This is a genomic window from Cupriavidus malaysiensis, from assembly GCF_001854325.1.
Lineage (GTDB): Bacteria > Pseudomonadota > Gammaproteobacteria > Burkholderiales > Burkholderiaceae > Cupriavidus > Cupriavidus malaysiensis.
In genome coordinates this window covers 209,572-235,230 of the sequence record NZ_CP017754.1, presented here as the reverse complement: position 1 = coordinate 235,230, position 25,659 = coordinate 209,572, and the positions used below count along the sequence as shown (strand labels likewise).

Annotated in this window: 21 protein-coding genes, 1 tRNA gene and 1 pseudogene; 13 read left to right on the top strand and 10 right to left on the bottom strand. The window is 67.9% G+C overall.

The window, feature by feature from the left end; all coding sequences use genetic code 11:
• Nucleotides 1–65 precede the first annotated feature (65 nt).
• Nucleotides 66–758, bottom strand: coding sequence for a response regulator (locus tag BKK80_RS01020; RefSeq protein ID WP_071010473.1), 693 nt, complete (start codon nt 756–758; stop codon nt 66–68).
• Nucleotides 758–2,140 carry a cache domain-containing protein gene (locus tag BKK80_RS01015; protein ID WP_071070588.1) on the bottom strand — a complete coding sequence of 461 codons (1,383 nt, stop codon included), beginning with the start codon at nt 2,138–2,140 and terminating at the stop codon, nt 758–760. Before BKK80_RS01015 ends, BKK80_RS01020 begins: the two co-directional genes overlap by 1 nt.
• A 372-nt stretch (nt 2,141–2,512) precedes the next feature.
• On the opposite strand from BKK80_RS01015, the gene BKK80_RS01010 reads away from it, so the two are divergent.
• From BKK80_RS01010 to BKK80_RS01000, 3 genes are all read left to right on the top strand, one after another.
• Nucleotides 2,513–4,585: a carbon starvation CstA family protein gene (locus tag BKK80_RS01010; protein ID WP_071037721.1), complete on the top strand. Its 2,073-nt coding sequence runs from the start codon at nt 2,513–2,515 to the stop codon at nt 4,583–4,585.
• 20 nt (nt 4,586–4,605) lie between these two features.
• The gene (locus tag BKK80_RS01005; protein ID WP_071010470.1) at nt 4,606–4,803 is read left to right on the top strand and encodes a YbdD/YjiX family protein; all 198 of its coding nucleotides are present in this window, start codon (nt 4,606–4,608) and stop codon (nt 4,801–4,803) included.
• Nucleotides 4,804–5,013: 210 nt separating this feature from the next.
• Nucleotides 5,014–5,466 (top strand): hypothetical protein, encoded by a 453-nt coding sequence (locus tag BKK80_RS01000; protein ID WP_071010469.1) that lies wholly within the window; start codon nt 5,014–5,016, stop codon nt 5,464–5,466.
• 361 nt (nt 5,467–5,827) lie between these two features.
• On the opposite strand, the gene BKK80_RS00995 is transcribed toward BKK80_RS01000, so the two are convergent.
• Nucleotides 5,828–6,091: a hypothetical protein gene (locus BKK80_RS00995; RefSeq protein ID WP_071010468.1), complete on the bottom strand. Its 264-nt coding sequence runs from the start codon at nt 6,089–6,091 to the stop codon at nt 5,828–5,830.
• 191 nt (nt 6,092–6,282) lie between these two features.
• On the opposite strand from BKK80_RS00995, the gene BKK80_RS00990 reads away from it, so the two are divergent.
• Nucleotides 6,283–7,179, top strand: coding sequence for a LysR family transcriptional regulator (locus BKK80_RS00990; protein ID WP_071010467.1), 897 nt, complete (start codon nt 6,283–6,285; stop codon nt 7,177–7,179).
• A 76-nt stretch (nt 7,180–7,255) separates the two neighbouring features.
• Here the strand turns inward: BKK80_RS00990 and BKK80_RS00985 are convergent, their stop codons facing one another.
• The 4 genes from BKK80_RS00985 to BKK80_RS00970 all read right to left on the bottom strand — a co-directional run bounded on the left by BKK80_RS00985 (nt 7,256) and on the right by BKK80_RS00970 (nt 12,910).
• Nucleotides 7,256–9,934 carry a DNA topoisomerase III gene (locus BKK80_RS00985; RefSeq protein WP_071010466.1) on the bottom strand — a complete coding sequence of 893 codons (2,679 nt, stop codon included), beginning with the start codon at nt 9,932–9,934 and terminating at the stop codon, nt 7,256–7,258.
• Nucleotides 9,935–10,076: 142 nt separating this feature from the next.
• Nucleotides 10,077–10,475 (bottom strand): thioredoxin domain-containing protein, encoded by a 399-nt coding sequence (locus BKK80_RS00980; protein WP_071010465.1) that lies wholly within the window; start codon nt 10,473–10,475, stop codon nt 10,077–10,079.
• A gap of 105 nt (nt 10,476–10,580) precedes the next feature.
• The gene (gene dprA, locus BKK80_RS00975; protein WP_071010464.1) at nt 10,581–11,726 is read right to left on the bottom strand and encodes a DNA-processing protein DprA; all 1,146 of its coding nucleotides are present in this window, start codon (nt 11,724–11,726) and stop codon (nt 10,581–10,583) included.
• A complete protein-coding gene (locus BKK80_RS00970; protein ID WP_071068441.1) occupies nt 11,723–12,910 on the bottom strand; it encodes a LysM peptidoglycan-binding domain-containing protein in 1,188 nt (395 codons plus the stop codon). The genes dprA and BKK80_RS00970 overlap by 4 nt, the downstream gene beginning before the upstream one ends.
• 162 nt (nt 12,911–13,072) lie before the next feature.
• Between BKK80_RS00970 and def the strand changes: the two genes are divergently transcribed.
• The 9 genes from def to BKK80_RS00925 all read left to right on the top strand — a co-directional run bounded on the left by def (nt 13,073) and on the right by BKK80_RS00925 (nt 22,105).
• Nucleotides 13,073–13,579, top strand: a complete 507-nt coding sequence (gene def / locus BKK80_RS00965) for a peptide deformylase (protein ID WP_071010462.1) — start codon at nt 13,073–13,075, stop codon at nt 13,577–13,579.
• A gap of 173 nt (nt 13,580–13,752) precedes the next feature.
• On the top strand, nt 13,753–14,754 hold the full coding sequence (fmt, locus tag BKK80_RS00960; RefSeq protein WP_071068440.1) for a methionyl-tRNA formyltransferase: 1,002 nt from the start codon (nt 13,753–13,755) through the stop codon (nt 14,752–14,754).
• A 49-nt stretch (nt 14,755–14,803) separates the two neighbouring features.
• Complete coding sequence (locus BKK80_RS00955) at nt 14,804–15,433, top strand: LysE family translocator (RefSeq protein WP_071037725.1); 630 nt, start codon at nt 14,804–14,806, stop codon at nt 15,431–15,433.
• Between the two features lie 125 nt (nt 15,434–15,558).
• Complete coding sequence (gene htpX / locus BKK80_RS00950) at nt 15,559–16,419, top strand: zinc metalloprotease HtpX (protein ID WP_071010459.1); 861 nt, start codon at nt 15,559–15,561, stop codon at nt 16,417–16,419.
• Between the two features lie 141 nt (nt 16,420–16,560).
• Nucleotides 16,561–17,931 (top strand): 16S rRNA (cytosine(967)-C(5))-methyltransferase RsmB, encoded by a 1,371-nt coding sequence (rsmB, locus tag BKK80_RS00945; RefSeq protein ID WP_071010458.1) that lies wholly within the window; start codon nt 16,561–16,563, stop codon nt 17,929–17,931.
• Between the two features lie 9 nt (nt 17,932–17,940).
• Nucleotides 17,941–18,792 (top strand): DUF4390 domain-containing protein, encoded by an 852-nt coding sequence (locus BKK80_RS00940; protein WP_071068439.1) that lies wholly within the window; start codon nt 17,941–17,943, stop codon nt 18,790–18,792.
• Entirely contained in the window at nt 18,789–21,218 is a 2,430-nt protein-coding gene (locus BKK80_RS00935; protein WP_071010456.1) for a sensor histidine kinase, read from the top strand. Before BKK80_RS00940 ends, BKK80_RS00935 begins: the two co-directional genes overlap by 4 nt.
• A gap of 53 nt (nt 21,219–21,271) precedes the next feature.
• Nucleotides 21,272–21,973, top strand: coding sequence for a response regulator (locus tag BKK80_RS00930; protein ID WP_071010455.1), 702 nt, complete (start codon nt 21,272–21,274; stop codon nt 21,971–21,973).
• Between the two features lie 56 nt (nt 21,974–22,029).
• Nucleotides 22,030–22,105, top strand: a tRNA-Phe gene (locus BKK80_RS00925).
• Nucleotides 22,106–22,277: 172 nt separating this feature from the next.
• Here BKK80_RS00925 and BKK80_RS37730 read toward each other — a convergent pair.
• The 3 genes and pseudogenes from BKK80_RS37730 to BKK80_RS36140 form a co-directional block, all read right to left on the bottom strand.
• A pseudogene (locus tag BKK80_RS37730) lies at nt 22,278–22,622 on the bottom strand (site-specific integrase); the annotation flags it as partial.
• Between the two features lie 706 nt (nt 22,623–23,328).
• Complete coding sequence (locus BKK80_RS00915) at nt 23,329–23,910, bottom strand: phage baseplate assembly protein V (RefSeq protein WP_071068437.1); 582 nt, start codon at nt 23,908–23,910, stop codon at nt 23,329–23,331.
• A gap of 391 nt (nt 23,911–24,301) precedes the next feature.
• Entirely contained in the window at nt 24,302–25,588 is a 1,287-nt protein-coding gene (locus BKK80_RS36140) for an MBL fold metallo-hydrolase (RefSeq protein ID WP_157903131.1), read from the bottom strand.
• Between the last annotated feature and the right edge of the window lie 71 nt (nt 25,589–25,659).

Sequence of the window (25,659 nt, the reverse complement as noted above, 5' to 3'; positions counted from 1 at the left end):
ATGGACAAACCCACCGCCCCGGCGGTGGGTTTTTCTTTTTCCGAGCGCGGCAGGCGCCGGGCCGCTCAGCCCGCCGGCCCGCCGCCCTCGCCCGGTTCGCCCGACTGCTCCACCGCGAATTTCACCAGCCCCGCACGCCCCTCGATGCCGAGCTTGCGCTTGAGGTTGAGCCGGTGCGTCTCCACCGTGCGCACCGATACGCCCAGGCGCGCGGCCATCTCCTTGTTGGCCAGTCCGAGGCCGATGCCGTCGAGAATCTCGCGTTCGCGCGGGGTCAGCGCGTCGAGCGGCCCGGCCGCCGGCGACTGCTCGGCCATGCCGCGCGCGATGCGCGCGCTGTAGAACATGCGCCCGGCCAGCACGGCCTCGATGGCCGCCAGCAGTTCACCACCGGGCGCATCCTTGAGGACATAGCCGCGCGCGCCGGCGCGCACCGCCTGGCGCACGTATTCGAGATTGTCATGCATCGAGACGATCAGCACGGCCAGCTCCGGGTAGCGCTCGTGCAGCGCTTCGGCCAGGGCGATGCCGCTCATGCCGCGCATGGCGATATCGGTGATCACCAGGTCGGGCAGGGCGTCGGCCGCGGCGCCCTGCAGCCATTGCAGCGCGGCTTCGCCACCGTCGGCCTCGCCCACGACCTGGAGCCCGGGCTGCAGGCTCAGGTGCAGGCGCATGCCGTCGCGCACCAGGCCGTGGTCGTCGATCAGCAGCACGCGCGCCGGCGCGTTGTCGTGTGCCGTGGGAGAAGAAATCATCAAGCGGGCATCCTTGCCGGTGAATCGGGCGCCAGCGGCAGCGTGGCGCACAGCCACGTGCCGCCGGGCCCGGAGGCGAGATCGAAGTGGCCGCCGAGCGCGGCCACGCGCTCGCGCAGGTTGCGCAGGCCGATGCCGCGGCGCGGGTCGCTCTGCATGCGCGCGACGTCGAAGCCGCTGCCGTCGTCCCGCACGGCCAGGCACGTGTGGGCCGGCAGGAAAGAGAGGGTCACGCCGACGCGGCGCGCGTGCGCATGGCGCGCGACATTGGTCAGCGCCTCTTGCGCGATGCGGAACAGCGCGGTGGCCTGCTCGTCGGCCAGCGGGCGCGGCGTGCCTTCCAGCGCCACGTCGATGGCCAGGCCGCTCTCGTCAGCCATCTCGCGCGCCAGGTGGCGCAGCGCGGCCAGCAGGCCGAGGTCGTCGAGCAGGGCGGGGCGCAGGTTGCGCGAGACCCGGCGCACCTCGTTGAAGGCGGCATCCAGCCGCACCAGCGTGGTGTCGAGCACCGGCACCACCACCTCGGCCTGCGCGGGTGCCTGGCGCAGACGGTTGGCGGCGGTCTCCAGCAGCAGCTTGACCGACACCAGCAGCTGGCTCACGCCGTCGTGCAGGTCGCGCGACAGGCGCGCGCGCTCCTCCTCCTGCGATTGCACCACGCGCTGGGCCAGCTGGCGCAGCTTGGCGTCGGCCTCGCGGTGCTCGCTGATGTTGAGGGCCAGGCCGCCGGCCGCCACCAGCAGGATGCTGATGGCGGCGATCACGCCGATCCAGGCCATGGTCTCGCGGATATCGGTCTCGGCGCGCGCATCGAGCTGGCGCAGCGTCTCTTCCACGTCGTCGAGGTAGATGCCGGTGCCCAGCATCCAGCCCCATTCGGGCACCGCCACCACGTAGCCGAGCTTGGGCGCGAGCTGCTGCGAGGACGGCTTCTTCCACAGGTAGCGCACCGCCCCGCCGCCGGCACGGGCGGTGGCGATCAGGCGCTGGATGGTGGGCACGCCCTGCGGGTCGCGCAGCTCCCACAGGTCCTGGCCCACCAGTTCCGGCTGGCGCGGGTGCATCAGGTTGCGGCCCTGCATGTCGTACAGGAAGAAGTAGCCATCGGGACCGTAGTCGAGCCTGGCCAGGGCCGCCATCGCGGCCTGGCGGGCGGCGGCATCGTCGCGCCCGGCGCGCACCAGCGGTGCGATCGCGCTTTGCGCCAGCTCGACGTAATGGCGCAGCTCGGTTTCCTTGCTCTGCAGGTAGGCCGCCTCGACCAGGCCCCGCTCGTGGCGCACCAGCGCCGTGGCCTGGTGGCGCACGGCCAGCGCGATGCCGAGCATGGCCACGGCAAGCGGCGCGACAGCGAGCAGCAGGATTTTCTGGCGGAGTTTCATCACGTGCGGGTAAACATGGATGCCGGCGAAGCGGCTTGCCTTCGTCGGGCTACGTAGTACCACGCAGATCACTTGCGTAGTTACGCGCTTGTGCGGTACGGAGCGGGTGTCAATACTACACCCCGCCCGACGCCACCTGCCCCGGCGGGTGACCACGTCCGTTGTCTGCGACGACGGAATCCGGCCCAGCTGAGTCTGACCGGGTTCATTTCTGATCTTGCCAAGTACTTTCCTAATGTGGAGGGTACAAATCCTTAGCTGATTGCTCGCGATTCCGATGTTTCGTCGGAAACGACGCTTCAGCGCCAGATGGCGATCCAGGACGGCGTGGCGGACCTATTATTCATCGGCACCCATTGAGGAGACTCTCATATGAATCGCATCGGGGAACACCTGGTGTGGCTGGCCGTCGCCGTCCTCGGCGCCTTCGCCTTCGCCACCGTGGCGCTCGCACGCGGCGAGGCCGTCAGCGCATTGTGGATCGTGGTCGCCGCGGTCTGCATCTACCTGATCGCCTACCGCTACTACAGCAGGTTCATCGCCGACAAGGTGATGCAGCTCGATCCCAAGCGCATGACGCCGGCCTGGCGCCATAACGACGGGCTCGACTACGTACCCACCAACAAGGCCGTGCTGTTCGGCCACCACTTCGCCGCCATCGCCGGCGCCGGCCCGCTGGTCGGCCCGGTGCTGGCCGCGCAGATGGGCTATATGCCGGGCATGTTGTGGATCCTGGCCGGCGTGGTGTTCGCCGGAGCGGTGCAGGACTTCATGGTCCTGTTCATCTCCACCCGCCGCGACGGCCGCTCGCTGGGCGACCTGGTCAAATCCGAGATGGGCACGGTGCCCGGCCTGATCGCGCTGTTCGGCTGCTTCATGATCATGATCATCATCCTGGCGGTGCTGGCGCTGATCGTGGTGAAGGCGCTGGCCGGCTCGCCCTGGGGCACCTTCACCGTCGCCGTGACCATCCCCATCGCCATCTTCATGGGCCTGTACACGCGCTACATCCGTCCGGGGCGCATCGGCGAAGTGTCGGTGATCGGCTTCGTGCTGCTGATGCTGGCCATCATCGGCGGCCAGTACGTGCACGAGAGCCCGGCGCTGGCGCCGCTGTTCACCTTCGACGGCAAGGCGCTGACCTGGATGCTGATCGTCTACGGCTTCATCGCTGCCGTGCTGCCGGTATGGCTGCTGCTGGCGCCGCGCGACTACCTGTCGACCTTCCTGAAGATCGGCACCATCATCGCGCTGGCCATCGGCATCCTGGTCGTGGCGCCGGAGCTGAAGATGCCGGCCTTCACCCAGTTCGCCCAGGGCGGCGGTCCGGTGTGGTCGGGCAACCTGTTCCCCTTCCTCTTCATCACCATCGCCTGCGGCGCGGTGTCGGGCTTCCATGCGCTGATCTCCTCGGGTACCACGCCCAAGCTGCTGGAGAACGAATCGCATGCGCGCTTCATCGGCTACGGCGCGATGCTGGCCGAGTCCTTCGTCGCCATCATGGCGCTGGTGGCCGCCTCGGTGATCGAGCCGGGCGTCTACTTCGCCATGAACAGCCCGGCCGCGGTGATCGGCACCTCGCCGGAATCGGTGGCGCAGGTGGTGTCGAGCTGGGGCTTCGTGATCACCCCTGACGTGCTGCTGCAGACCGCCAGGGACGTCGGCGAGAACACCATCATCTCGCGCGCCGGCGGCGCGCCGACGCTGGCGGTGGGCATCGCCCACATCCTGCACCAGGTGGTCGGCGGCCAGGCCATGATGGCCTTCTGGTACCACTTCGCCATCCTGTTCGAGGCGCTCTTCATCCTGACCGCCGTGGACGCCGGCACGCGCGCCGGCCGCTTCATGCTGCAGGACTTGCTGGGCAGCTTCGTTCCGGCCATGCGCCGCACCGATTCGCTGCCGGCCAACCTGATCGCCACGGCCCTGTGCGTGGCCGCCTGGGGCTACTTCCTCTATCAGGGCGTGGTCGATCCGCTGGGCGGCATCAACACGCTGTGGCCGCTGTTCGGCATCTCCAACCAGATGCTCGCCGCGGTCGCGCTGGTGCTGTCGACCTGCGTGCTGGTCAAGATGAAGCGCGGCCAGTACGCCTGGGTCACGCTGCTGCCGACCGTGTGGCTGCTGGTCTGCACGCTGACCGCGGGCTGGCAGAAGCTGTTCGATGCCGATCCCAAGGTGAGCTTCCTGACACACGCCGCCAAGTTCAGCGATGCCATCGCCGCCGGCAAGGTGCTGGCACCGGCCAAGTCGATGGAGCAGATGCACCGCATCGTCTTCAACGACTACCTCGATGCCGGCCTGTGCGCGCTCTTCATGGTGGTAGTGCTGTCGATCGTGTTCTACGGCTTCAAGACCGCTCTGCAGGCACGCCAGGTCGGACGCCGCACCGACCAGGAAACGCCGTTCGAGCCGCTGCCGTCCGGTGCCTCGGCACGCGGCTGAGCGCGGCAGGGAGAATCGCCATGCTGGAGCAACTGGAGACCTTCGGCCGCTACCTCGGCCAGTCGCTGCGCCTGATGGTCGGGCTGCCCGATTACGAGACCTATGTGGCGCACATGCAGAACGCCCACCCCGACAGCAAGCCGATGAGCTATGAAGAGTTCTTCCGCGAGCGCCAGCAGGCGCGCTACGGCGGCGGGCAGGGCGGCAGGTGCTGCTGAAGCCGGGCCGCGGCGCCGCCCCTCAGGCGCCGCCGGCGGCACAAGGCTGATGACGTGACGAAAAGACGGCTGCGCAAGCAGCCGTCTTTTTCTTTGCACGCAAGAATCCGCAGACGTTACAGGGCTTACAGGTCGTTACAGCAAAGCGGAGAACGCTTCTCTACACTGGCGACAAGTAAGGCAAGAGCCAATCCGAACAAGGAAAAATCCATGAACCGCCACTCCGTCCGCCACCTGACCCTGGCCATCGCCATGGCCGCTGCCACGCTCCCGGCGCTGCCGGCATTTGCAGGCGATATGAACAATGCCCTCGGCGGCGCCCTCGGCGGCGTAGCCGGTGCCGCGGTCGGCGGCGCCCTGGGCGGCAGCACCGGCGCCGTGATCGGTGGCGCGGTCGGCGGCGGCGCCGGCGGTGCGGTCACCTCCAACCGCCGCGAGCGCACCGGCGCCATCATCGGCGGTGCCCTGGGCGGCGGCGCCGGCACCGCGGCCGGCAATGCCATGGGCGGCCGCGCCGGTGGCCTGGTCGGCGCGGCCGTGGGCGGCGGCGCCGGCGCGGCACTGGGTGGCAACGTCTCGCGCAGCAACTCCTATGCGGACGAGCGCCGTGACGACCGCTGGCACCACGGCAAGCGCAAGAAGTGGCATCGCCACGACGATTGAACGTCGTCGGCGGCACGGCGGGCGCAGGCAACGGCATCCCCGTTCCCGCCCTCGTGTACCACCAGCGGGCGATTGCTCCGCATCAGGGAAACGGGCCAACAGGCCCGTTTTTCATGTGCGGGGTCGGGCATAATGATCGAGGTGGTGACGTATGCTCCCCCTGCGCGCACGACAGCAAGGCGCGCAGGACTTGCCCGCGCCAACGAAAACGCCCGTGCCGAAGGCACGGGCGTTGGCTCCATGAGATGCGGGAAGCGGGCTTGTGACCCCCTCCCGCCGGCCTGTGGAGATCAGCCGAAAGCGGTGGGACGCGCGGCAGGCGCGCCCCGGGCGATGCAGGCCGGCCGGTCGCGAGGACCGGTCAGAGGGCAGCGCCGTCGGTGTACGGATCGAACTTGCCGATCTTGGCACCGTCGGTGAAGGTATCGAACTTGCCCGACTTGGCGCCGTCGGTGAAGGTATCGAACTTGCCCGACTTGGCGCCATCGGTGTAGGTGTCGAACTTGCCGACCTTGGCGCCGTCGGTGTACGGGTCGAACTTGCCTGCCTTGGCAAAGGCGGGGGCGGCCAGCAGGGCGGCGGCGAGGGTCGCGACAGCGATCAGGGCGGAGCGTTGGGTCTTCATGGCTAATCCTTTCCACAGGCTGGGACGCCTCTTCACCGGCATTGGTTCGCTGCGGTGCGGCATCCGATGGCTAGATATTAGGCATTCCCCTTATATGAATAAATATTGCCAACGACAATGATTGATTGTAGTTTTCACAATAAATAGGCCGGATAGCGTAAAGATCCGCAAAACGGACGGGAGACTATGTCATGGATCGGCTGCAATCGATGCGCGTTTTCGCCAAGGTGGTTGAACTTGGCAGCTTTGCACGTGCGGCGCAGCAATTGGAGATGTCGAACGCCGTCGTCACGCGCTACGTCGCCGACCTGGAAAGCCACCTGGGCACCCGCCTGCTCAACCGCACCACGCGCAGCCTGTCGCTGACCGATGCCGGCGAGTCCTACCTGCAGCGCTGCCAGCAGATCCTGGAGGACGTCGACGAGGCCGAGTCGCTGGTCACCGCGCGCAGCCAGTCGCTGTCGGGCACCTTGCGCCTGGTCGCGCCGGTGATGTTCGGGCTGCACCTGCTGCCCGAGATGCTGGCGCGCTTCCAGAAGCAGTACCCGGACATGGTGTTCGACGTGCTGCTGTCCGACCGCATCGTCGACATCGTGGAAGAAGGGCGCGACATCGGCATCGTGCTGTCGGACCTGGGCCTGGGCTCGCACCTGGTGGCGCGGCCGCTGCTGTCGGCCGAGATCATCCTGTGTGCCTCGCCCGGCTACCTGCGCCAGCACCCGCCACTGCGCAACGCGCAGGATCTCGCCAACCACCGCTGCATCTTGCTGCGCCTGCCCAACGTGGCGCACGAATGGACCCTGTCCGGGCCGGAAGGAGAGGTGACCGTGCCGATCCGGCCAGGCCTGCTGTGCAGCAACGCCGAACTGGCGCACCAGGCGGCCCTGGCCGACATGGGCGTGGCGATGCTGTCGTCCTACCTGGCGCGTCCCAATGTGGAAGCGGGGCGCCTGACGCACATCCTGCCGCAATACCAGCTGCCGCGGCGCGACGTGAGCGTGGTCTACCCCAGCCGCAAGTTCCTGCCGACCAAGGTACGGGCCTTCATCGATTTCCTGCTGAGCGAGGGCGAGAACCGCCGCGCCTGAAACTGGCGCAGCGCAGGGCGGGCCGCCGGGAATCCTCCCCCGGCAGCCGCCTTGGCCTCAGGCAGCCGCCTTGGCCTCAGGCGGCAGCCTTGCCGCTGCTGCTCTTCTTGGCCGCTGCCGTCTTGGCTGCCGGGGCCTTGGTGGTCTTGGCCGCTGCGGTCTTGGTGGTTTTGGCCGCCGCCTTGCGCGCCGGCGCCTTCTGCACCGCACTCTCGGCCGTTGCCACGCCATCGTCCGCCGCCGCCGCCGCGCGCGCGGACTTGGCCGCCGGCTTGGCCCCGGCCTTCGGCTCGCGTGCCTCGAACTCGAAGCCGATCTTGCCGTCGGCCTGCTTGACCAGGAAGGCCTTGAAATTGCGGCCGGTACGCGAAGACTTGAAGCCGGTCAGCAGGTCGGTGCGGCCGTCGGTCAGCAGCTTGCCGATCTGCTCGCGCGAGATCTCCTGCTGCAGGATGATCTTGCCGGTGGTGAAGTCGCAGGACTTGGGACTGGCCACCGTGTTCTCGCAGACGTACTTCATACCGTGCTCGAACACCGCGCCGCCGCACTTCGGGCATGTGCCGACGGCCTGCTGACCGCTGAAGTCCACCGGTTCGCCATCGCCTTCGTCATCGTTCTGGCCGAAGTCGAACTCCATCTTGTAATGGCCGTCGTCGTCCTTGCCGAGCTTGAGGATGGCGGCGAAGGGCCGGCCCATCTTGCTGCGGAACCCCTGCAGCGGACCGATCTCCTTCTTCAGCAGCAGTTCCTCGACTTCCTCGATCTCGAACTGGCGCCCACCCGGGATCTTGCTGATGGAGAACTCGCAGGCGGTACAGGCGAAGCGGCGGTAGTTCTCCTTGACCTGGCCGCCGCACTGCGGGCACGGCGTGTCCAGCGTGGCGTAGTCGCCGGGGATGGTGTCGCTGTCGTACTCCTTGGCGCGCTTGACGATCTGCTGCGTCATCTGCGCGATCTCGCGCATGAACTCGTCACGCTTGAGGCGGCCGCGCTCGATCTGCGCGAGCTTGTGCTCCCACTCGCCGGTCAGTTCGGCCTGGGTCAGTTCCTCCACGCCGAGGCCGCGCAGCAGCGTCATCAGCTGGAAGGCCTTGGCGGTCGGGATCAGTTCGCGGCCTTCGCGCACCAGGTACTTCTCGGTCAGCAGGCCTTCGATGATGGCCGCGCGCGTGGCCGGCGTACCCAGGCCCTTGCCGGCCATGGCCTCGCGCAGCGCGTCGTCGTCCACCAGCTTGCCGGCGCCTTCCATGGCGGACAGCAGCGTGGCTTCGTTGTAGCGCGCCGGCGGCTTGGTGGTCAGGCCCACCGCCTCGACCTTGTCGGTCTTGACCTTCTCGCCCTTGGCCACCGGCACCAGGTTGGCGTCCTTGTCGTCCTTGCCCTGCGCCTCGCGGCCATAGATCTCGAGCCAGCCCGGGTTGACCAGGACCTTGCCCTCGGTCTTGAAGTGATGGCCAGCCACCTCGGTGACACGCGTGGTGACCTGGAATTCCGCGGCCGGGAAGAACACCGCCAGGAAGCGGCGCACCACCAGGTCGTACAGCTTCTGCTCCGGCTCCGACAGGTTCTTCGGCGCCTGCAGCGTGGGGATGATGGCGAAGTGGTCGCTGATCTTGCTGTTGTCGAAGATGCGCTTGTTCGGCTTGACCCAGCCGTTGGTCAGGATCTTCTTGGCGTGCGGCAGGTAGTTGTGCGAACTCTCGGCCAGCATGTCCATGGTCTGCTTGACCGTGCCCAGGTAGTCCTCGGGCAGCGCGCGCGCATCGGTACGCGGGTAGGTCAGCACCTTGTGCTTCTCGTACAGCGCCTGCGCCAGCCCGAGCGTGTTCTTGGCCGAGAAGCCGAAGCGCGAGTTGGCCTCGCGCTGCAGCGTGGTCAGGTCGAACAGGGCCGGCGACTGCTGCGTCGAGGGCTTGGATTCCTCGCTGACGGTGCCGGGCTTGCCGCGGCAGGCCGCGACGATGCTCATGGCCTCGGCCTCGCTCCACAGGCGCGATTCGCGCGCCTCGGGGTCGAGCTCGCTCTTCTTGAACTTGGGGTCGTACCAGCGGCCCTCGTAGAGGCCGGCGGCGGCGATGAACTCGGCGCGCACTTCCCAGTAGTCGCGCGGCACGAAGTGCTTGATCTTCTCCTCGCGCTCGACCACGATCGACAGCGTCGGCGTCTGCACCCGGCCCACCGTGGTCAGGAAAAAGCCGCCGCCCTTGCTGTTGAAGGCGGTCATGGCACGGGTGCCGTTGATGCCGACCAGCCAGTCGGCCTCCGAGCGGCAGCGCGCGGCGTCGGCCAGCGGCAGCATCTCCTCGTCCTCGCGCAGGCGCGCGAAGCCGTCGCGGATCGCCTGCGGCGTCATCGACTGCAGCCACAGCCGGCGCACCGGCTGCTTGGCCTTGGCCTGCTGCGCGATCAGGCGGAAGATCAGTTCGCCCTCGCGCCCCGCGTCGCAGGCGTTGATCAGGCCGGTGACGTCCTTGCGCTTGATCAGCCGGTTCAGCACCTTCAGGCGCGACTCGGTCTTGGCGATGGGCCGCAGGTCGAAGTGCGGCGGGATCACCGGCAGGTTGGCGAAGCTCCACTTGCCACGCTTGACTTCGTATTCATCCGGGGCGGCGATCTCCACCAGGTGGCCCACGGCGGACGACAGCACGAAGTCGTCGTTCTCGAAGTACTCGTCGTGCTTGGTAAAGCCCCCGAGGGCACGGGCGATATCGGCAGCAACCGATGGCTTTTCCGCGATGATGAGGGCTTTTGACATTGAACGGGTCCTTGCCGGCCACCTTCTGGCAGCCTGCGAATTGCACTACGGCGTATGTAAACAGGGCGCTGGCTTCTTTGAGGCGCCAATAATAAGCGCGGTCTCGACGACGGTGCAAGCCAGCCACCGCCGCTGCCCGGATCTAGTGTGCGCGGCTCTCAAGCAGCCAGTCGAGCACATCCGGCAACTCCTGCGCCGTCCCTTGCATCGAAACGTCGCGCCCCAGCATGCGCTGGAGCACTTCTGCATGTGGCAGCAGCGTCCCATAGAATTGCGGCGCGCCACCAGTGATCGGTTGCACCAGTATGGTTGGAAAGTTCTCAATATCGAGGTCGCCCAGCCGGTCGGCATGGGTTTCGACATCGATCCAGACGAAGCAATCCCGCGGGTACTGCGCGGCCACGGCCGCGAACGCCGCCTGGTACTCCCCGCAGGTACGGCACCACGCCGCGCACAGGCAGGCCACCAGCCGCCCTTGCGGTCGGTCGGAGAGGGCCTGCGCCAGCGCGTCGGCGTCGCGTTCGGGGAGGTAAACGGTCATGGCAAGTGAAACATAAGCCCTTCTGGGGCTGACTTGGCTTGATTGTAGCGGCTGTGCGGAAAAGGGGGCGAACCCGGGCCGCCTTGCCGGCCTCCCTGTGGATCTTCAAGCCAGGCGCCGGAACAGGTTGCCCGGCAGCCGCTCGGCCAGGCCGGCCAGTTCGAGCGAGAGCAGGCCGGCGAGAGCCTGGCTGGCGCCCAGGCCGCTGCGCCGGCACAGTTCGTCGAGACTGGCCGGCTCGAATCCCAGGGCAGCCCCCAGCGCGCACCCCGCCTCGGCAGCGTGCCGCCCGCGCGGGACCGCGCCACGGGCTTCGGCGGCCGGCTGGCCGGGGGTGCCCAGCTCCTCGAGCACATCCTGCGCCGATTCGACCAGCTTGGCGCCATCACGGATCAGCAGGTGGCAACCGCGTGACAACGGTGCATGGATCGAGCCGGGAATGGCGAAGACCTCGCGCCCCAGCTCGGCCGCCAGCCGTGCGGTGATCAGCGAGCCCGAGCGCGCTGCCGCCTCCACCACCAGTACGCCGCGCGCCAGGGCCGCGATCAGCCGGTTGCGCTGCGGAAAATGGTGGCTGCGCGGCGGCGTGCCCAGCGCGAACTCGCTGAGCATGGCGCCGTGCCCGGCGATGCGTCCGGCCAGGGCGCGGTGCCGCGCCGGATAGACCTGGTCGATCCCGGTGCCGACCACGGCCAGCGTGCCGCCGGCGCCCTCGAGGGCGCCGAGATGGGCGGCCGCGTCGATGCCGGCGGCCAGCCCCGACACCACGCACAGGCCGGCACCGGCCAGCGCCCGCGCGAAGGCCTGCGCATCGCGCGCGCCCTGGGCGCTGGCGCTGCGCGCGCCCACCAGGGCGATGGCCGGCCGCCGCAGCGCCGCGAGATCGCCATGCAGGTAGAGCAGGGGAGGTGGATCGGCCAGGTCGAGCAGTGCGGCCGGGTAGGCCGCGTCGGCCAGCGTCAGCAGATGGTTGCCGGGCATGGCGGCCCACTCGGCGGTGCGCGCCACCAGCGCGGCCAGGGCGGGGCCCGGCGCGGCCAGCAGGGCCCGTACGCTGCCAGCCGGCACCAGTTGCGCCAGTGCGGCGGCGTCCTGCGCCAGGATCCGCTCCGGCAGGCCGTAGGCCGACAACAAGCGGCGCACACCCACCGGCCCCAGGCCCGGTGCCGCCACCAGGCGCAGCCAGGCGGCGATCTCGGCGGGCTCGCGCGTGCCGCCCGCCGGCGCGACGTGCGTGCCCGTCTCCGTCAACGCGGCGAAGCGGCGCTGTCGCCCACCTGCACCACGCTGGAGGCGTCGGTGACCAGGGCGTAGGAGACGCCGGGGAAGACACGGAAGACGAAGGCCAGGCCGTAGCGCTCGTCGGGCAGCACGATCTTGCGGTTGTCCGCGGTGCGGTCCCTGACCACCTCGCCGGTGCGCGACAGCGCCAGCACGTTGCCGGGTTCCAGGCCGGCATTGGCGCCGACGTTGAGCACCACCACCTGCTTGGCGCCGCCGTACTGCACGCCACCGTAGACGGCGGCGATGCGGCCAGCCACCTCGACGTCGGGGGCATGCGGCACATAGCGTACCGGCTCGCGCGCAGGCTGCGGCAGCAGCAGGCTGCCGACGCCCATCTCCTGCTGGGCCTGGGTGATGTTCACGGTGGCGACGGCGTCGGCCCCCTCGGGGCCGCGCAGCAGGCGCGCGTTACCCTGGTAGTCGGCCTGGTAGCCAAGCACCTTGCCGGTACCCGGGTCGCGTACCGGCTCGACCGGCTTGAACACCTGCCAGTCACTGCCGGGCAGGCCGTCGGCGGCGGCGATGCCACGCACATAGGCATTCTCGCCGCGCCCCAGGTAGACGCGCGCCTCCGGCAGCGCGACGATACGGGCCGACGTCTGCAGCGTGCCCTGGTCCACCACCAGCGGCCGGGTCAGGAAGGGCTCGATGTCCCTGGCGGGGATGCTCGGAATGGCGGCCGCGTCGGCGCCGTCGCTGCGCACGCGCGGCGACAGCCTGACGGTGCCGCCCTCGCCGATCGGCGTGGTCGACAGCCAGGCACGGCCGTCGCGCAGGTGCAGGTAAAGGACCTGGCCGGGATAGATCAGATGAGGATTGCGCACCTGCTGCCGGTTCATGCCCCACAGCTCGGGCCAGCGCCACGGCTGGCGCAGGAAACGGCCGGAGATGTCCCACAGGGTATCGCCGCTGCGCACCGTGTACTGGGAAGGCGCGGCGGGTGCCAGGTCGGTGGCCGGTATGCCCTGCACGGCGGCCTCCGCCGTGCGCTGCTGCGCCGGCGTCACGGTGCGCTCGGGCAGTTCGCCGGAGGTGGCCCGGAGCGGCATTCCCGTTGCCGCGGCCAGGCCCGCCACACTCATCAGCAGGCGCACAAGCGCATGCTGCCCGCGGCCCCGCGCCGCCCGGTGCTCTTTGGTAAGATTGCGCATTTTCCTGAACCGGCCATGCGAGACGGCCGGATTGACCCTGGAGAGCGTGCCTGCTGCGGCGCGCCTTGAATTTTTGTACTAGCGCCCCGATTCTGCATGTAAACCCCCGCTGCCGCAACGCGGCCCGGTCTGCATGTGCTGCCGGCGTTGCGCCCGAGCATCATGGCTAAACTCGATATCCTGACCTATCCCGATCCCCGCCTGCACACCGTGGCCAAGCCCGTCGCGGTGGTGGACGACCGCATCCGCCAGCTGGTCAAGGACATGGCCGAGACCATGTACGAAGCACCCGGCATCGGCCTGGCCGCCACGCAGGTCAACGTGCACGAGCAGGTGGTGGTCATCGATATCTCGGAGAGCCGCGACGAGCTGATGGTCTTCATCAATCCCGAGGTGGTGTGGGCCAGCGACAACCGCAAGGTGTGGGAAGAAGGGTGCCTGTCGGTGCCCGAGGTCTACGACCGCGTCGAGCGTCCGGACCGGGTCCGCGTGCGTGCGCTCAACGAGAAGGGCGAGACCTTCGAGATCGACGCGGACGATCTGCTGGCGGTCTGCATCCAGCACGAGATCGACCACCTGCGCGGCAAGGTCTTCGTCGAATACCTGTCGCCGCTCAAGCTCAACCGCATCAAGTCCAAGCTGCAGAAGCGCACGCGCAGCCGCATGTGAGCGCAACTGCGGTGCACGGCGCCGCAGCGCTTTCTCAGCACCTTTCGTAGTACGCTTCCCGCATCGTCGAAGTCCAGTCCGCACCGGCCGCCGCGCGGCCGCTTGCGCTCGGGCGCGCTGCCATGCGCCGCGTCCCCTTCGCGCCCCTCCGGGCGCCACCAGCCGAACCTGCCATGCCACCTGTCCAGCCTCTGCGCGTCGCCTTCGCCGGCACGCCCGAATTCGCCCGCGCCGCCCTCGAAGCCATCCACGCCGCCGGTTTCCCCGTGGTGGCCGTGCTCAGCCAGCCCGACCGCCCGGCCGGACGTGGCATGCAGCTGCAGGCCAGCCCGGTCAAGCAGTACGCGCTGGCGCAGGGCCTGGGACCGGTATTGCAGCCGCGCTCCCTGCGCCGCCAGGGCAAGTACCCGGAAGAGGCGGGCGCCGCCGTCGATGCGCTGGCCGGCATCGCCCCCGATGTGATGGTGGTGGCCGCCTACGGCCTGATCCTGCCGGCCGAGGTGCTGGCGCTGCCGCGCCACGGCTGCATCAATATCCATGGCTCGCTGCTGCCGCGCTGGCGCGGTGCTGCGCCGATCCACCGCGCCATCGAGGCGGGCGATGCCGAGACCGGCATCACGCTGATGCAGATGGACGAGGGCCTGGACACCGGCGCGATGCTCGCGTGCGAGGCCACGCCGATCGCGGCGGACGACAGCACCGGCAGCCTGCACGACAAGCTGGCCGCGCAAGGCGCACGCATGGTGGTGCAAGCGCTGGAGCGCCTGGCGCGCGGCGAGACGCTGGGCGCCACCCCGCAACCCGCGGACGGGGTCACCTATGCGGAGAAGATCGGCAAGGAAGAAGCGCGCCTGGACCTGCGCCGGCCGGCGGCAGTGCTGGCGCGCCAGGTGCGGGCCTTCACTCCGTTTCCGGGCGCCACCGTGCAGATCGGCGACACCGTCATCAAGTGCTGGCAGGCCCGGGCCGAGCCTGCGCCCGCCGCGCCTGCCGCGCCGGCGGGCACCGTGCTGGCGGCCGACGCGGATGGCGTGCTGGTCGCCTGCGGCGAAGGCGCGCTGCGCGTCACGGAACTGCAGCGACCGGGCGGACGGCGCCAGGCGGCACAGTCCTTCCTGCAGGGCATGCCGCTGGCAGCGGGCAGCCGCTGCGCCCTGCCGGACGGGCAGGTATGATCACAGCCGGCGCAGCCACCTCCCACCTTCCACCCGGAGCGTTCCCGCCATGTTCGGCATCACCGCCTTCCCGCTGTTCGTGGGCGCCGTCTTCCTGCTCAATGTGACGCCGGGGCCGGACACGGCCTACATCGTCGGCCGCAGCGTGGCCCAGGGCCGCGCCGCAGGCGTGATGTCGGCCCTGGGCGTCAGCGCCGGCTGCTGCGTGCATTCGCTTGCCACCGCGTTCGGCCTGACCGCGCTGCTGGCGGCCTCGCCGGCGGCCTTCGGTGTCATCCAGTACGCCGGTGCCGCCTACCTGGTGTGGCTGGGACTGCGCTTGCTGTGGCAACGCCCCGGCGTCGCCGCGCAGGCCGCGCCACCGCCGCGGCGCGGCCTGCGCGGCCTGTTCATGCAGGGCTTCCTGACCAATGTGCTGAACCCCAAGGTCATCCTGTTCTTCGTTTCCTTCTTCCCGCAGTTCGTCGATGCGCGTGCCGGCCACCAGGCTGCCGCCTTCCTGCTGCTGGGCGCGGTGATGGTGCTGATGTCGACCGCCTGGAACACGCTGGTGGCCTGGCTGGCGGGCACGCTGACGCGGCGTGCCGGCCGCATGCCACGGCTGAAGTGCTGGCTGGACCGCACCGTGGGCACCGCCTTCATCGCCCTGGGCGCCCGCCTGGCCATGATGCAGCGCTGAGCCGCCGCCGGCACGGCATCCTGGCCGGCACCACCGGCCCCGATTGAATTCCGTCCGTCCGCCATCATCTAAGATAAGCACGCCGGCCACGCCGGCGCCGACTGCAACGACAGGAGCGCATGACAATGTTCAACTGGGTCAAGACCTTCATGCTGATGGCGGCGATCACGGCGCTGTTCATCGTCATCGGCGGCATGATCGGCGGTCGCAACGGCATGATGTTCGCGCTGTTGATGGCGCTGGGCATGAACTTCTTCTCCTACTGGTTCTCGGACAAGATGGTCCTGCGCATGTACAACGCGCAGGAAGTCGACGCCGGCACCGCACCGCAGTTCTACGGCATGGTGCAGGAACTGGCGCAGCGCGCCGGCCTGCCGATGCCGCGGGTCTACCTGATCAACGAGGACGCCCCCAACGCCTTCGCCACCGGGCGCAATCCGGAACACGCGGCCGTGGCCGCCACCACCGGCATCCTGCGCGTGCTGTCGGAGCGCGAGCTGCGCGGCGTGATGGCGCACGAGCTGGCCCATGTGCGCCATCGCGACATCCTCACTTCGACCATCGCCGCGACCATGGCCGGCGCGATCTCGGCCCTGGCCAACTTCGCCATGTTCTTCGGCGGCCGCGACGAGAACGGCAACCGCAGCAACCCGATCGCCGCCATTGCCGTGGCCATCCTGGCACCGCTGGCTGCCTCGCTGATCCAGATGGCGATCTCGCGCGCCCGCGAATTCGAAGCCGACCGCGGCGGCGCCGAGATCAGCGGCGATCCGCAGGCGCTGGCCAGCGCGCTCGACAAGATCCACCGCTACGCGCAGGGCATCCCGTTCCAGGCGGCCGAGGAACACCCGGCCACGGCGCAGATGATGATCATGAACCCGCTGTCGGCCGGTGGCATCGCCAACCTGTTCTCGACCCACCCGGCCACCGAGGAGCGCATCGCGCGCCTGATGCAGATGGCCCGCACCGGCACCTATCCGGCCTGAGCGCGGCCGTCGCGGCCGCGAAAACGGCAAGCGGCCCCGCATCCGGGGTAAACTGCCCGCCTCGTTCCCACCCGAACCGGCGGGTTCGTTCCTTCTGGGCGGCGCCGCCGCCTCCGTGCCCCTGATCGGTTTCCGTTTTCCATGCGCCTGCCACCCGACTCCCTCGCCTTCCAGATGCTTGCCGCCGCCGCCGCCGTGCGCGGCGTGAACGAGGGCAGCGCGCTGCCGCAGGCCATCGAGGCCGCCGCCGCGCAATACCACCTCGAGCGCGACGGTGCCACGCGCGGCGCCCTGCAGGATCTCGCCTACCGCACCGTGCGCCAGTTCGGCACCGTGCGCGCGCTCGTCACCCATCTGGTGGCGCGCCCGCCTGGCGCGCTGGTCGACTCCCTGCTCGCGGTGGCGCTGGCGCTGCTGCTCGACGGCGAGGCCGACGGTGCCGAACAGGACAGCGCGGGCAAGCCCGGCCGCAGCGGCTACAACAGCTTCACGGTGGTGGACCAGGCCGTCAGCGCGGCCGCTTCGGAACCCAAGAGCGCCCATGCGCGCGGCCTCGTCAATGCGGTGCTGCGCCGATTCCTGCGCGAACGGCGTGCCCTGCTGCAGTCGGTGCAGCGCGACGAGCAGGCGCGCTGGAACCTGCCGTCCTGGTGGCTGCGCACGCTGCGCGAGGCCTATCCGCAGCAGTGGGAAGCGCTGGCCGCCAGCGCCAACGTGCGCCCGCCGATGACCTTGCGCGTCAATACCGCGCGCGTGCCGGTGGCCGACTACCTGACTCGCCTGGCCAATGCCGGCCTGGCCGGCAAGGCCATCGGGCCGCAGGCCGTGCGGCTGGTGCGCGCCTTCCCGGTATCGCAGATCCCGGGCTTCACCCGCGGCGACGTGTCGGTGCAGGATGCCGGCGCCCAGCTGGCGGCACCGCTGCTCGAAGTGGCCGACGGCATGCGTGTGCTCGACGCCTGCGCGGCGCCGGGCGGCAAGACCGGGCACCTGCTGGAACTGGCCCGGCTCGACGTGACGGCGCTGGAGAGCGACGCCAAGCGCGCCGAGCGCATCCACGAGAACCTGGCCCGCCTGGGCCAGCAGGCCGAGGTCGTGGTCGGCGATGCGAGCCGTCCCGCAGACTGGTGGGACGGCCGCCAGTACGACCGCATCCTGGCCGACGTGCCATGCTCGGCCTCGGGTATCGTGCGCCGCCACCCGGACATCCGCTGGCTGCGCCGCGAGGTCGATATCGCTCGCCTGGTCAATGAGCAGCGCCGCATCGTGTCGCAACTGTGGCCGCTGCTCAAGCCGGGCGGCATCTTGCTCTATGTGACCTGTTCTATTTTCCCAACGGAGGGAGAAGAGCAGGCGCGCTGGTTTGGTGCGCAACTGCCAGATGCGATACGATTGCAGGCACCCGGCCAGATCCTGCCCTCGACCGGGCACCACGACGGGGCACCAGGCCAGGCCAGCCTGCCATCGGACCACGATGGATTTTTCTACGCCCGCTTCCAGAAACGACTCTGACCCGATCCGATGCCGAGCACGCTTCGCTTGTCCGTCCTCCCGGCCCTTGGCGACAATGCGCGTGCGTCCTCTGCTCTCCACGGCGGCCGCGCCGCGCTGTGGCGCGCCCTGCTGCGGACGGCACGGCAGGCGGGCCTGGCACTGCTGCTGGCACTGCTGCCGGTGCTGACGCAAGCCGACGTGATCGAAGCCAGCGACGCGCGCATCGATTACCAGGACGGCGGCTTCGAACTGGCCGCCAATTTCGAATTCGACCTGCCGGCGCCGCTCGAGGACGCCCTGAACAAGGGCATCTCCCTGTATTTCGTCGTCGACTTCCAGCTCAGCCGGCCGCGCTGGTACTGGTTCGATGAGAAGCCGGTCAACACCAGCCGCAACATCCGCCTGTCCTATCATCCGCTGACGCGCCAGTACCGCATCTCCACCGGCGGCCTGCAACTGCCGTTCACACGTTTGAAGGCCGCGCTGCAGTTCATCCAGCGCGTGCGCGGCTGGCGCGTGTTCGAGCGCAATGCGGTCAGGCTGGGCGAGACCTACCAGGCCGAGGTGCGCATGCGGCTGGACCTGACCCAATTGCCCAAACCCTTCCAGATCAATGCGGTCAATACGCGCGACTGGAACCTGGCTTCCGACTGGCGCCGCTTCAACTACACGGTGCCCACCGAACTGAACGCCGTGCCGCCGGCTTCCGTGCCCGGTGCCGCGCCAGCGCCCGCGCTGCCGGTGCCGGCTCCGGCAGCGCCCGCCGCATCGGCCACCGTTTCGGGCGGCGAGACGCGCGCCCAGCCGCTGTCGCAGACGGTCTCCACCGCGCTGTCGCCGGCGCTGCTGGTCCAGCCTCCCGCGCAGAGCCAGCCATGAACAGCTTGTGGGACAGCAAGTTCCGCCGCGTGCTCTACCGCATCGTGGCGGCGGTGATCGTCTTCCTCGCGCTGGTGCTGGTGGGCCTGCTGATCGGCGCCTCGGGCAACACGGAATTCTTCGATCGCTACTTCACGCTGCTGTTCAAGATCAACCTGGTGATCGGCGTGCTGCTGGTGGCGATCATCGGCGCGCTCGCGCTGACGCTGTGGATCCGCTACCGCCGCGGCAAGTTCGGCACGCGGCTGATGACCAAGCTGGCGGTCTTCTTCGGCGTGGTCGGCGTGCTGCCGGGCGTGCTGATCTACCTGGTGTCGCTGCAGTTCGTCTCGCGCAGCATCGAGTCCTGGTTCGACGTGCGCGTGGAGACCGCGCTGGAAGCCGGCCTCAACCTGGGCCGCTCCACCATCGACAGCGCGCTGGCCGACCTGCAAGGCAAGGCACGGCAGATGGCGGACCAGTTGACCGGCTCGGCCTCGATGGCCACCTCGCTGCAGCTCAACCGCCTGCGCGAGCAGTACGGCGTGCGCGAGGCCGCCATCTTCACCGGCAGCGGGCGGGTGATCGCCACCGCCTCCAACAACTACGCCTCGCTCGTGCCCGACCTGCCCTCCGGCATGCTGGCCGAGCAGGCCCGCCTGGCCGGCGGCTATGCGGCGGTGGAAGGTGGCAGCGATGCGTCCTCGAAAGATGACGAGAGCGACCACCTCTACGTGCTGCGCGTGATCATTCCGCTGGGCAGCGCGCCGGTCAGTGCGATCGGCACGGACAGTGCGCAGGCCGACACGCCGGCCGCCGGACCGGCGCGCAAGCCCGGACGCTGGGCCGGTTCCGGACTGTCGGTGGAACGCCGGCCGGAAGACCTGCCGGCGACCGGCTTCGGCCTGACCGGCGACACCGTGCGCGAGGAACGCTACCTGCAGGTGCTGCAACCGGTGCCGACCGTGCTGGCGCGCAATGCCGACGAGGTCCAGCGCGCCTACCAGGAGTACCAGGAGAAAGCGCTCGGACGCACCGGCCTGCGCAAGATGTATATCGGCACGCTGACGCTGACCTTGTTCCTGGCCGTGTTCATCGCCGTGATGCTGGCCCTGCTGCTGGGCGGCCAGCTCGCGCGCCCGCTGCTGATGCTGCTGCAGGGGACCAAGGAAGTGGCCGAGGGCGACCTCTCACCCAAGCGCGAGCTGAAGAGTCGTGACGAACTCGGCATGCTGACCCAGCAGTTCAACCTGATGACACGTCAGTTGTCGGAGGCGCGCATCGCCGTGGAGCAGAACCGCTCGGCGCTGGAGCGCTCGAAGGTCTTCCTCGAGAGCGTGCTGCAGAACCTGACCGCGGGCGTGCTGGTGTTCGGCCGGCGCTTCGAGCTGATCACCGCCAACCCGGGCGCGGAGCGCATCTTCGGCCAGACCTTCGCCACCGCCCTCGGCCACCCGATCGAACAGATCCCGGGACTCGGCAACTTCGGCGAGATCGTGCGGCAGGCCTTCACCGAGCAGAGCACCAGCGAGATGCTGGGCGGCGCCGAGCACTGGCAGAAACAGATCGAACTGCCGCACGCCGACGACGAGCAGAGCCTGACCCTGCTGGTGCGCGGCGCGCGCCTGCCCGGGCGCGGCGACAGCGGTGACGAGCCTGGCTTCGTGGTGGTGTTCGACGACATCTCGGATGTGATTTCGGCTCAACGCTCGGTCGCCTGGGGCGAGGTCGCGCGGCGGCTCGCGCACGAGATCAAGAACCCGCTCACACCGATCCAGCTGTCGGCCGAGCGACTGCAGATGAAGCTGACACCCAAGCTCGATGTGCCGGATGCCGAGGTGCTCAAGCGGGGTGCCGCCACCATCGTCAACCAGGTCGCCGCGATGAAGCGCATGGTCGACGACTTCCGCGACTATGCACGCACGCCGCCGGCCATGCTGCAGTCACTGCAACTGAACGGCCTGGTGGCCGACGTGCTGCACCTGTACGGCATCGACGATCCCTCCGTGCAGGACCACGCGGTGATTCATCCGTCGCTGGCGCAGGATCTGCCGGCCATCAAGGGCGACCCGACCCAGTTGCGCCAGGTGATCCACAACCTGCTGCAGAATGCACAGGACGCCGTGGCGGAGAACCTGGCCGGGGCTAGGGCCGAGCCCCATATCACTCTGAACACCGAGACGGTAGAATACAAAGATTCTGCCGGCGAAGACCGGCAGGCTGTCAAGCTCAGCATCGCCGACAACGGTCCCGGTTTCGCTCCGCGCATCCTCAGCCGCGCGTTCGAACCTTATGTGACCACCAAGGCCAAAGGCACGGGCCTCGGCCTGGCGATGGTGAAGAAGATCATCGATGAACATGGCGCGCGCATCGAGCTGCGCAATCGCATGGAAGGCACCGAGATCGTCGGTGCACAGATCTCGATCCTGTTCGTTAAACTGGCATAGTCAATGTTGCTGTCCCATGCGCAAGATGCGGTGGCGGGGTTAAGAGGGGAAGTATGGCAACCATCCTCGTAGTCGATGATGAAATGGGTATCCGGGAGCTGCTCTCGGAGATCCTCAGCGACGAAGGCCATGTCGTGGAAGTGGCGGAGAACGCGCAGAAGGCGCGCGAGTACCGCGCGGGCAATACACCCGACCTCGTGCTGCTCGACATCTGGATGCCCGACACCGATGGTGTCACGCTGCTCAAGGAGTGGTCGGCCCAGGGCCTGCTCACCATGCCCGTGATCATGATGTCGGGCCATGCCACGATCGATACCGCGGTCGAAGCCACCAAGATCGGCGCGCTCAATTTCCTCGAGAAACCGATCGCGCTGCAGAAGCTGCTGACCGCCGTGCAGCAGGGCCTGGCCCGCGGCATCGAGCGCGCGTCCGCGCCCGCTCCCAGCGCCGGCACCGCGGCGGCCGCCCAGGCCGCGGCCCAGGGCATGGCACCCGAGGCCGCCATCGAGGCACCCGCCAACGGCAGCCCGCAACGCCTGCCCGAGGCCGAGATGCAGTTCTCCTTCGACATGCCGCTGCGCGAAGCGCGCGACCTGTTCGAGCGCGCCTATTTCGAATACCACCTGCTGCGCGAACACGGCAGCATGACGCGCGTAGCCGAGAAGACCGGGCTGGAACGCACCCACCTGTATCGCAAGCTGAAGCAGCTCGGCGTCGAGCTGAGCCGCAACAAGCCGGAGCCGGCTGAACAGTAATGCGAAAAACCGCTTGACGTGTTGTTTTCGCGCTGCTATAGTTTTGCTTCTTTGTTGGCCCGGTAGCTCAGTCGGTAGAGCAGAGGATTGAAAATCCTTGTGTCGGCGGTTCGATTCCGTCCCAGGCCACCAGGTTTGCTGAGAAACGGAGGCTTCGGCCTCCGTTTTTCTTTTGTGGCGGTGTGCCAGATTTGTACCAAAGGCTGCCGAGGTTGTCCGCGTAGGCGGCAATGTGGTCGTGCCCCAGGTGGGCGTAGCGCAGCACCATCTGGTAGCTGGCCCAGCCGCCAAGCTGCTGCAACACCGGCAGCGGAGTGCCCGCCTGGACATGCCAGCTCGCCCAAGTGTGACGCAGGTCGTGGAAGCGCAAGCCATCCAGGCCGGCCCGGCTGCAAGCCTTCTGCCAAGCGTGGTTGTAGATCCGCCGCACCGGCTGCCCCCGATAGGGGAAGACATAGGGGCGACGCTCCGCCAGCTGCTCGCTCAGCACCGCCATCGCATCCGCGTTCAGCGGGACCGCGATCACCTTCCTGCCTTTCGCCTGGTCGGCGTGAATCCAGGCCAGAGCCCGCCCCAGGTTGACCTGCGACCATTCCAGCAAGCGCACATTCGATTCCCGCAGGCCGGTGGCCAGCGCGAAGCGTGCCATCTGTCGCAGGTGGTGCGGCAACTCGGCCAACAGCCGATGGGCCTGCTCGCGCGTCAACCAGGTCAAGCGGCTGCCGCCCTCGGGCAATTTGCGGATCGGCGGCACGGCGTCGATCCAGCCCTCGCGGTGCGCGTGGTGCAGGATCACGGACAGCGCCGCCATGTGGCGATTCACCGTGGCCCCCACCACGCCTGTGGATAACTTGGCCTCGATCAAGCCGGAAATGCGCTCGCGCCCGATCGCGCGCAGTGGCTCGCCACGCAACTGGCTGGTCAGCCAGCGCAGGCGCTGCTTGACCGTTTCCAGCGAGCGCAGATGCTGGTTCTCCTTGAGCCAGTGGACAACGGCCGCGTCCCAGTTCACCGCCGGCTGCTCGCCGAGCTTTTTTTGCCGCCAGTAATCACTCGCAACCTTGGCGGCAAGCTCTTCCGCCTCTCTGCGGTCCGTGGTGCCAGAAGACTGTCTAATTCGCGAGCCGTCGATGCTGATGTCGAACCACCAGGGCCCGGCCCGCTTTCGCCGATAGAGCCGCATCTGCCTCCTTCTTTGGCATATCTTCCGCGAATCCAATCTATCACATCCACATCCACCAGCACCCAGGCCCGGCCGACCTTGACCGCTGGCAGCCCCTCCTTGCGAATGCACTCGGAGACCCGCTCGGGCGTGGTGTAGAGCAAGGCCGCGGCCTCCTCCAGGCTCATGGTTCTCATGGTTCCGTGCGCGCGCTTACGTCCTGGTCGCCCCGACCGACCTCACGGCCTCGGCAGCGCACGAAGCCCTTCCACACGCCGCGGCCGTAGCCGAGCGTGAAGAAGGCGATGCCGTTTTCGTAGGCCAGGAGCCCTTTGACCGTGAGATTGCCGTCGATGATGTTGTTGGGGCAACGCTGGATGATCTGCGTGCTGGCCTCGACCAGGATGGTGGTGACGCCCCTCACGCTCAGCATGCCGGCGGCATGGTTGTAGGTCGTGGTGGCGCCGTCCGGATATTCGGTGACCGTATCGTCGGGGCTGTGGCTGGGGACGTCGTTATCGTCGGAGGAGATGCCGCAGAGGACCACTGCGTTGCGCAAGTCGCCGCTGACGCTAAGCAGTATCACCTGCTCGCCCTCGGTCGGCGTGCTCCAGGTGCGCGTGCGACCGGCGCGTCGTTCGGCCCACGGCAGCCAGGCGGTGGTGATGCCGCCGGTCTTCACGCGCACGCGTGGCGGCCGGCCGTGGGCCACCTCGACGACAGTGCCGTGGCGGATCAGGTTCTCGATCAGGCAGGCTAGTTCTGCGGAGTCCATGCCCGTCAGCGTGGCGTGCGCACGGGAGGGCGTCACGCGCTGGGTGTTGTGCCCATCGGCCGTACAACAGGAGGGGGAAAAAACTGAGGTCCACTCACACCTGCAGAGACATACGCTGCCCCCGCAGCGCCTTCCACTCAAACGTTCCCGCCGTTCGATGCCGGTGCTTAGCGACAACCGCATTTGAATGCGTCACAACTCGGGTCCACGAAGTTCCTCGAAGAGCCAAGAAAAGGAGTTCTCCGTGGAATTCCAAGGAACGCCAAGAGGGCAGTCGACGCTTGGTCAGACGGTCTCTCGATGATCTGCGATTTCTGGCAAGCTCAAGCTTCAGAGGCAATGGCTGCAGTCGCTAGCAGCGATCTAATGCTCAAGTAGCTGTCGGCAGGACTCACGGCGGGAAGTGATAGTCGATAGCAACGCGACGCCTGTAGGTCGCCCGAAGTACCGGGTACCCGAAAAGATCAGCATTCACGCTTTCGTGCGGGTGATGCGCTGACCTATCAGGAACGCAGTGAACAAACCAGTCCGGAGCGAAAGCACTGGCGCAACCCGCCTCCCACGAATGCCGCGACCCATGGTGTGGCACCTGTACGCCAGCAATGGTGTTCCAACGAGCAGCGCCGAAGTGCGTCCACATCGCCGAAAGTACTTCCTTGTTGATCCGAAGATCACCCAGGCAAAGCAACCCAGCTCTGCCACTGACGGGAATCCTGCGCGCCATGCGGTCATGGAAAATTCTGCACCTGCAGACCTCGTGTGCGAGCGGCCGCACTAACAGACAGAGCGAGATGTTATTGCGATGTTGACTGGTGCTGCCGAAGTGCTTTCCGTACGTGGCACGTAGCGCGTCTCGCCACTTCTGACGAGGTGATCGCGACAGGTCCGAAAGACCGAACCGTTGCATAACTGAACGAATCTCTGATTGCAAAGCGGGCAATGGCATACCTGAACGCCGCGCCACGCGATTACCACTTATATCGCGTCGGAACAGATCCGGTTGTTCCGAGTTGAAGAACATCAATTCAACAGGGAACAAGGCATGGGCCGCAGGCATCACATGCCTCCAAAGCATGAGCTGTAGTTTGGACGTCCCTTCTGGGCCTTTCGCAGCAAAGTAATCGAGGCGAAAGTCCACATCCGGATCATCTGCTGCTGACGCCTGCTCGGATCCGTCCAGACGGGGCAGACCTACCAAAGGCCGTGGATCTACATCAACTGGAGGGTCGCCGTCTTGTCTCTGGCCGCCTCGCACGAACACGATGGACCCGACCCGACCAGATAGGCCCTTGGCGCTAAGCCATTGAACGGGGTCAAGCTGGAAGAGTGCCGTGGACGCCGAGCTGGCCTCGTCCGCTAGTGCCGCCGCATGCATGAGGCGCTGCGCCACGTCCAAATACGGCAGCGCTAGAACGTCGACCGATCGCTCTTGCAAGAATCGCTCGACACCGTTCACGTGGTCGTCGTCGAAGTGAGAGAGAACGAAGAGATCGATCCTCTCTGGCCAGGCCGTCCATGCTTCCAGATCTGCAATTTCTGCATCGATCCGAGTAGTCCGCTTTGAGCCGCAGTCATACACCCAACTGAAGCTCCGCGTCGGCTGCCGATCGTCCTGCACAAGCCCGCTGAAGAAGGTGCCGTGGCCCACCGCGTTGAAACATTGGTGTACGTGAATCATCTACGCCCTTAGTCGCAACCCACCAAATTAGCTGTGTAAGCTGGCTGGCCAATGCCCCTTCCTGCTGTGAG